This is a genomic window from uncultured Campylobacter sp. (assembly GCF_938045535.1).
Lineage (GTDB): Bacteria > Campylobacterota > Campylobacteria > Campylobacterales > Campylobacteraceae > Campylobacter_B.
On the sequence record NZ_CALIMQ010000138.1, the window covers coordinates 1 to 7243 of the forward strand.

General features: G+C 48.2%; 6 protein-coding genes, 1 tRNA gene and 1 rRNA gene. 4 read left to right on the plus strand and 4 right to left on the minus strand.

Annotated elements, in window-relative coordinates; translation table 11 throughout:
* From Q0095_RS04505 to aroQ, 4 genes are all read right to left on the minus strand, one after another.
* On the minus strand, positions 1 to 370 hold a 370-nt coding region (locus tag Q0095_RS04505), incomplete at its 3' end, for a P-loop NTPase (RefSeq protein WP_297881761.1).
* Positions 352 to 888: a 2-amino-4-hydroxy-6-hydroxymethyldihydropteridine diphosphokinase gene (gene folK / locus Q0095_RS04510; protein ID WP_297881763.1), complete on the minus strand. Its 537-nt coding sequence runs from the start codon at positions 886 to 888 to the stop codon at positions 352 to 354. The genes Q0095_RS04505 and folK, both read right to left, overlap by 19 nt.
* Before the next feature lie 10 nt (positions 889 to 898).
* Positions 899 to 1924, minus strand: a complete 1026-nt coding sequence (locus Q0095_RS04515; protein WP_297881765.1) for a M24 family metallopeptidase — start codon at positions 1922 to 1924, stop codon at positions 899 to 901.
* Between the two features lie 14 nt (positions 1925 to 1938).
* Positions 1939 to 2406, minus strand: coding sequence for a type II 3-dehydroquinate dehydratase (gene aroQ / locus Q0095_RS04520; RefSeq protein WP_297881767.1), 468 nt, complete (start codon positions 2404 to 2406; stop codon positions 1939 to 1941).
* Positions 2407 to 2578: 172 nt separating this feature from the next.
* Here aroQ and Q0095_RS04525 point away from each other — a divergent pair, with 172 nt between their 5' ends.
* From Q0095_RS04525 to Q0095_RS04540, 4 genes are all read left to right on the plus strand, one after another.
* Positions 2579 to 3796 (plus strand): metal-dependent hydrolase, encoded by a 1218-nt coding sequence (locus tag Q0095_RS04525; RefSeq protein WP_297881769.1) that lies wholly within the window; start codon positions 2579 to 2581, stop codon positions 3794 to 3796.
* Positions 3784 to 4656, plus strand: coding sequence for a signal peptide peptidase SppA (gene sppA, locus Q0095_RS04530; RefSeq protein WP_297881772.1), 873 nt, complete (start codon positions 3784 to 3786; stop codon positions 4654 to 4656). The genes Q0095_RS04525 and sppA overlap by 13 nt, the downstream gene beginning before the upstream one ends.
* A 723-nt stretch (positions 4657 to 5379) precedes the next feature.
* A 16S ribosomal RNA gene (locus Q0095_RS04535) occupies positions 5380 to 6892 on the plus strand.
* Positions 6893 to 7172: 280 nt separating this feature from the next.
* Positions 7173 to 7243: transfer RNA gene (locus tag Q0095_RS04540), tRNA-Ala, on the plus strand.

Genomic DNA, 7243 nt, shown 5'->3' on the forward strand with positions numbered 1-7243 from the left:
AGCCTTGCGCGCTACCTATAGAATTTTGCATGACGTAATCGTCCGCGCTAGAGCTTACGTTTTTGATAGAATTTTGCGCCGCAGAATTCGTGCTATTTGCAGAATTTTGCGAGGACACGGGATTTTGTGAAGCAAGCGCGGGCGAAACGAGCGTTAAATTTTGCGAAATTTTTACTGCGATGGCGCTTGGCAGCGAAATCCTCTTTCTTTGCAAAGCGTTTAAGATGATCTCTTGATTGTTTAAATTTGGCGCTTCTATGATCGCCGTGCGGTAGCCCTGCTCGCTTAGAATTTCGGCGAAATTTGCTACAATCACGCTCTTGCCGACTCCGCCCTTGGCGCTTAAAAAATTTACGATTTTAGTTTGCATATCAGTCCTCTTTTAAATTTCATCGTTCCAAGCGGCAAAATCACGCTTATGCGTTCGTTTACTCCGGGATGCGGCAGAGCCAGCCTGTCGCCCGGTCTTGCTTTTGCGCTTGCGTATAAAATATCCACGTCCAGCGTGCGCGGCGCGTTTTTAAAGCTTCTTTTGCGCCCAAATCGTCGCTCCGCGCGCTGCATGATTTTAAGCAATGTAAGCGGTGGCAGAGAGCTTTGCACGAGCATTACGGCGTTTAAAAAATCGGGCTGATCTAAAAAGCCAAACGGCCTGTTTTTTAAGATCAAGGAATTTTGCGCTACGAAAAAGCGCGCGTCGCTTTGTAAAACGCGATAAAATCGCTCGAAGCGCCGCCTGACATCTCCTAAATTTCCGCCGAGTCCAATCAGGTATAAATTTTTAAAATTTCCGCGCTCGCGGCGTCTCATCGGAAAAACGGCGCTTTTTACGACGCACAGCGCGTCCGCGCACTCGTAAAATCCGTTTTCCTTAAGTCGCACGTTCACCTGGCTACCCTCATAAAATTTCAGCCCCATTTTCGCGCACGACCACGACGTCCTCGATGCGCACGCCAAACTCGCCGGGTAAGTAAATCCCAGGCTCCACGCTAAAGACCATCCCCTCTTTTAGCACGGTATCTTCGCGCTTTGAGATGAACGGAAGCTCATGGATATCGACTCCGACGCCGTGTCCGGTGCTGTGGAAAAACGCCTCGCCAAAGCCCTGAGCGGCGATAAAATCCCTAGCCGTCGCGTCGATCTCGCGTGCCTTTTTGCCGGGCATAACCGCCGCGATCGCCAGAGCTTGCGCCTCTTTTACGATCTCGTAAATCTCTTGCCGTTTGGCGTTTTTAAAATTTTGCTCCTTGCCGAAGTTAAAATTTTCGTCAAAGCACGCCGTGCGCGTCCTATCGGAGCAGTAACGGTTAAATTTAACCCCCGCGTCAAGCAGGAGCAAATCGCCCTGCCGTAGCCGCTTTTTACTCGGCAGAGCGTGCGCTTTAGCGGCATTTTCGTTGATCGCGACGATAGGCGAAAAGCTAAGCGCGAGCTCGCCCTTTTTCTTAAAGATGAGCTCGGCGTTAAAAAACAGCTCCTCTTCGCTCATGCCTTCGCCGCTAGCGCGCACGAACGCGGCAAATTCGTCAAACCTCTGGGCGCCTAGCTGCGCCGCTTGCTTTAAAATTTTTATCTCATCCTCTGATTTTATTATGCGCGAAATTTGCGAAAAATTCGCCCGCGCCTTAAATCTTATCCCAAGCCCCTTGCTCAGAGCTTCCCACTCGCCCGCGCTAAAATCATACGGGTTGTAGCTAAGCTCCTTTACGCCGGCCTTTCGCAAAAACAGCCGCGCGTCTTTTATCAAATTTCGCTCGACCTCGATAACCTCGGTATCTTTGCAAAGCTCGCGCGCCTCGATGCTATAACGCGCATCGGTGAGGAAAAATTTGCGCCCCGCGAGACTCAAAAATATCGCGTTGTCGCAGCTGTATCCGCACTCGTGGTAAACGGCGTTTTCGTCCTTTAGGATAAAATTTTTCAAATTTAATCCCAGTCCTACTCGGCTTTCTGATCGGCTCTGGCTGCCTTGATCTGCTCAAAAATTTGAATCATTCCGATCATTGCCAGATGGTATCCCACGGGACCGAATCCGATGATCTGACCCGCTGTTACGGGCGCTATTAGACTTTTTTGTCTAAGCTCCTCTCTGCGAGCGATGTTTGAGATATGCACCTCGATCACAGGTAGGCTGACTGCGGCGAGCGCATCGCGGATAGCAAGCGAAGTGTGCGTGTAGGCGGCGGGATTGATGATGATGCCGTCGCAGGTGCCGAAGCACTCTTGGATCTTATCGACGATCTCGCCTTCGAAATTGCTCTGAAAAAACTCGATCTCGTTGCCGCTCTGATCGGCGACCGCCTTCATCTGCTCATGGATATCCTCCATCTTCATAACCCCGTAAATAGCGGGCTCGCGCATACCAAGCATATTGATATTCGGTCCTTGAATCACCATAATTTTCATTTTTGCGTCCTTGTTTTGAAATTTAAGCAAAAATTATAACCAAAGCGAGCTTATTTTTTACTATGGCGCTAAATTTACCCGCTCAAGCCCGGTCGCTAAAATTTTATCTCTAACTTTAGCACGGAAGAGAATTTTATGCTAAAATCACGCGCTATTTTAGATAAGGAAAACGATGAGAATTTTAAGGGCGAAGTGGGTTCTTGTCTGCGATGAGAATTTTAAAATTTTAAAAGATGGCGCGATCGTCTTTGACGAGAAAATAATCGAGGTCTGCGCCTTTGCTAGTGCGGTGCGCAAATACCCGCAAGCCGAAATTTTGGACTTTAGCGGCGATATAGCGATGCCTGCGTTTATAAATCCGCACGTGCATTTGGAATTTAGCGCAAACAAAGGCACGCTGCGCTACGGCGATTTTTTGGACTGGCTAGGTAGCGTCATCGCCTCAAGACAGCAGCTGGACGCGGCGGCGCGCGGACGGCTAATCGCGGAGCAGATCGCCGCGATGATGCGAAGCGGCGTGGGTACGATCGGTGAAATTTCAAGCTTCGGCGGCGAGGCTGAAGTTTGCGCGCAAAGCGGCATTAGAACTGTATTTTTTAATGAAATTTTAGGCGCGAGCAAAGACGCTGCGGCGGAGAATATCTCTAAATTTAAAGAGCGATTTGGGCGCGCAAAGGCGCTCGCAAACTCGCTTTTTATCCCTGCCGTGTCGGTGCACTCGCCGTACTCGGCGCACCCGCAGATTACGAAGTTTGCGACGAAGCTTGCCCGCGAAAACGGACTTGCTATAAGCACGCATTTTATGGAGAGCGCGTATGAGCGGCAGTGGCTGCGCGCGGGTCGCGGCAAATTTAAAACCTGGCTTGCCAAATTTAATCCCGCGCCCGCGCCTTTTTATTCGCCGCAGAGCTTCGTAGCGCATTTTAGCGGGCTTCGCACGCTCTTTACGCATTGCGTGTGGGTGGATGATTTTAGCATCTTTGATCCGAAGCTCCACTCGATCACGCACTGCGCGCGCTCCAACCGCCTGCTTAGCAAAAAGCGGCTGAGCTTTAAAAAGCTGCTCGCAAGCGGGCTTAATTACAACATCGCTACCGACGGGCTTAGCTCGAATTTCAGTCTAAGCTTTTTAGACGAGCTGCGTGCAAATTTAATGATGCACGACGAGCTGGGTTTGGCAGAGCTGGCGCGGGCGTTACTTTTAGGCGCGACGAGAAATGCGGCAGCTGCGTTGGGGCTAAATTTGGGCGAGCTGAAAGAGGGCAAGCTCGCCGACATCGCCGTTTTTGAAGGCATTGAGTGCGACGAAGCTCAGCTGCCGCTACAGCTCATTTTGCAGAGCAAAAACGCAAAATCACTTTTTATCGAAGGAATGAAATGCAATTTCTAAAGAATATCTTTGCGCCGATCGGCGCCGTGCTCGGGTTTATCAACAAATACTTTAAATCCTTGATTTTTCTGCTTATTTTGTTTTTGATTTTCGCAGGCGGCGAAAGCGCGCAACAAAAGGGCGCGAATCTCGCTCAGCTTTCATTAAGCGGCGCGATAATGGACGATAGCGAAATTTTAGAAAAGATCGAAACCCTGAAAAAGGACGAGGCGATCAAAGGAGTGCTCCTGCTGATCGATAGTCCCGGCGGCGCACTAAGCCCTAGCGTGGAAATTTCGCTGGCTATCAAATCCCTAAACTCGCGCAAGCCGGTCGTCGCCTACGCCAAGGGCACGATGGCGAGCGGCAGCTACCTAGGCGGCGTGTGGGCGAGTAAAATTTATGCAAATCCGGGCAGCTTCATCGGCTCCATAGGCGTTATCATGCAGGGCTTAGACGTGAGCGAAGCTGCCGCTAAATTGGGGTTTTCCGAACAGATCGTCAAAGCGGGCGAGCTCAAAGAAGCGGGCACGATGATGCGAAAATGGAGCGACGCGGAGCGCGCAAGCCTCCAAGCTCTGGTGGATGAGAGCTACGAGCTATTTACGCGCGAGGTGGCGCAGGCGCGCTCTCTGGATCTTAGGAAGCGCGATACGTGGGCGAATGCGCGAGTATTTTTAGCTAGCGGCGCCAAAGGCGTCGGGCTTATCGACGAGGTGGGCTCTTTAGAGGACGCTAAGAGCGCGCTCATAAAGGCTAGCGGCGTAGCAGATCCGATCTGGCAGGAGCCTTCGGCATATGAAAAGATGATGGATAAGCTAGCAAACAAAAGCGAGAGTTTGGTGCGCGGTGCATTCGGCGCCAAGCTGATGGCGTATTAGAATTTTAGAAATTTCGCAGAAATTTTAAATTATGAGGAAATTTTAAAAGTAGAATTTTGTATATAGAAGCTATACTGGGTTTGATTACTTTTAAATTTCCTCGCTTTCTTATTTGACGTTTCTTTAAAATTTTACCCTTTTTGTGAATTTTTCTTTGTTTAAAAACTCCTCATTTTTCTGCTAATTATTCAGCCCCCTTTAAGCATCGCTCTTGTATAATCACAATTCTGTTTCGCACCGAGCCGAACCTGCTTTCTTAACTCTTAAGTCCTAGTAGTTTTAGCCTTTTAGCGAACGCGTTTTTTAAAATTTTAACTGTTAAAAACAAATATCTTTAGTCAATCTTTGAAATCTAAACAAGTGATCGATTGAGCCTATGGATTAAGATTTAGATCGCCGGATCGAATTTAGATTATTTTTTACATCCGTAACGAATATCTAATTAGCATCTAGCTTTAACTAAACCTAATCCATAAAAACAATGTTACAAAAACATAAAGTTTTTAGATTAAAAACTTCATATCGACTCTCTAAGGCCTGATTCAATTATTTGAATCTGAACTAACGGAAGTTTCGTTAGTTTTAAAATTTAACTATGCGGATAATAGGTTTTATCTGCATAATATACGCCGCTTCCGATAGAAGCGGTGTGCTTTAGAGGTTTCCAAAGGGCGTAGCTCTTTGGTCGCAAGGACTAGCTTCGCTAGTCTGCGAAATCAAATAAATATGGAGAGTTTGATCCTGGCTCAGAGTGAACGCTGGCGGCGTGCCTAATACATGCAAGTCGAACGGAATTTAAAAGAGCTTGCTCTTTTAAATTTAGTGGCGCACGGGTGAGTAATATATAGCTAATCTGCCCCTTGCTGGAGGACAACAGTTAGAAATGACTGCTAATACTCCATACTCCTTTTTACCATAAGATAAATCGGGAAAGAATTTCGGCAAGGGATGAGACTATATCGTATCAGCTAGTCGGTGGGGTAACGGCCTACCGAGGCTATGACGCGTAACTGGTCTGAGAGGATGATCAGTCACATTGGAACTGAGACACGGTCCAAACTCCTACGGGAGGCAGCAGTAGGGAATATTGCGCAATGGGGGAAACCCTGACGCAGCAACGCCGCGTGGAGGATGACACTTTTCGGAGCGTAAACTCCTTTTGTTAGGGAAGAATAATGACGGTACCTAACGAATAAGCACCGGCTAACTCCGTGCCAGCAGCCGCGGTAATACGGAGGGTGCAAGCGTTACTCGGAATCACTGGGCGTAAAGGACGCGTAGGCGGATTATCAAGTCTCTTGTGAAATCTAACGGCTCAACCGTTAAACTGCTTGGGAAACTGATAATCTAGAGTAAGGGAGAGGCAGATGGAATTCTTGGTGTAGGGGTAAAATCCGTAGATATCAAGAAGAATACCTATTGCGAAGGCGATCTGCTGGAACTTAACTGACGCTAATGCGTGAAAGCGTGGGGAGCAAACAGGATTAGATACCCTGGTAGTCCACGCCCTAAACGATGTATACCGGTTGTTGCTGTGCTAGTCACGGCAGTAATCCACCTAACGGATTAAGTATACCGCCTGGGGAGTACGGTCGCAAGATTAAAACTCAAAGGAATAGACGGGGACCCGCACAAGCGGTGGAGCATGTGGTTTAATTCGAAGATACGCGAAGAACCTTACCCGGACTTGATATCTAACAAATCATCCAGAGATGGAAGAGTGTCTGCTTGCAGAAATGTTAAGACAGGTGCTGCACGGCTGTCGTCAGCTCGTGTCGTGAGATGTTGGGTTAAGTCCCGCAACGAGCGCAACCCACGTCATTAGTTGCTAACGGTTCGGCCGAGCACTCTAATGAGACTGCCTTCGTAAGGAGGAGGAAGGTGTGGACGACGTCAAGTCATCATGGCCCTTATGTCCGGGGCGACACACGTGCTACAATGGCATATACAATAAGACGCAATATCGTAAGATGGAGCAAATCTAAAAAATATGTCCCAGTTCGGATTGGAGTCTGCAACTCGACTCCATGAAGCCGGAATCGCTAGTAATCGTAGATCAGCCATGCTACGGTGAATACGTTCCCGGGTCTTGTACTCACCGCCCGTCACACCATGGGAGTTGATTTCACTCGAAGCGGGAATGCGAAATTCGCTACCCTCCACAGTGGAATCAGCGACTGGGGTGAAGTCGTAACAAGGTAACCGTAGGAGAACCTGCGGTTGGATCACCTCCTTTCTAGAGTACAAATAGATATCCTCTCACAAGGTATCTATCATAAAGTCTTAGCGCTAGCTTATGCTTAGCTCTAAGCATGCTCAATCGAGCTTGTTTAGGTTTGAGAGATTGACGGCTAATAAATTTGTCTAATTCCTTGAACTGCCTAGACAAAAACCTAAATTTATAATCTATGAGAAATAAAATTTCAAAATACCTCTTTATAACTTTAGGTAGGCGCGTAAAGCGTTGCTTTCGCTCAAAGACTAGCTATCTAGTCTGCGAAGTAAAGGATGAATGGGGAATTAGCTCAGCTGGGAGAGCGCCTGCTTTGCACGCAGGAGGTCAGCGGTTCGATCCCGCTAGGCTCCA

Coding starts and splice junctions, on each gene's coding strand:
- aroQ (WP_297881767.1), bottom strand. CDS start 2,406: ATGAAAATTATGGTGATTCAAGGACCGAATATCAATATGCTTGGTATG.
- Q0095_RS04525 (WP_297881769.1), top strand. CDS start 2,579: ATGAGAATTTTAAGGGCGAAGTGGGTTCTTGTCTGCGATGAGAATTTT.
- sppA (WP_297881772.1), top strand. CDS start 3,784: ATGCAATTTCTAAAGAATATCTTTGCGCCGATCGGCGCCGTGCTCGGG.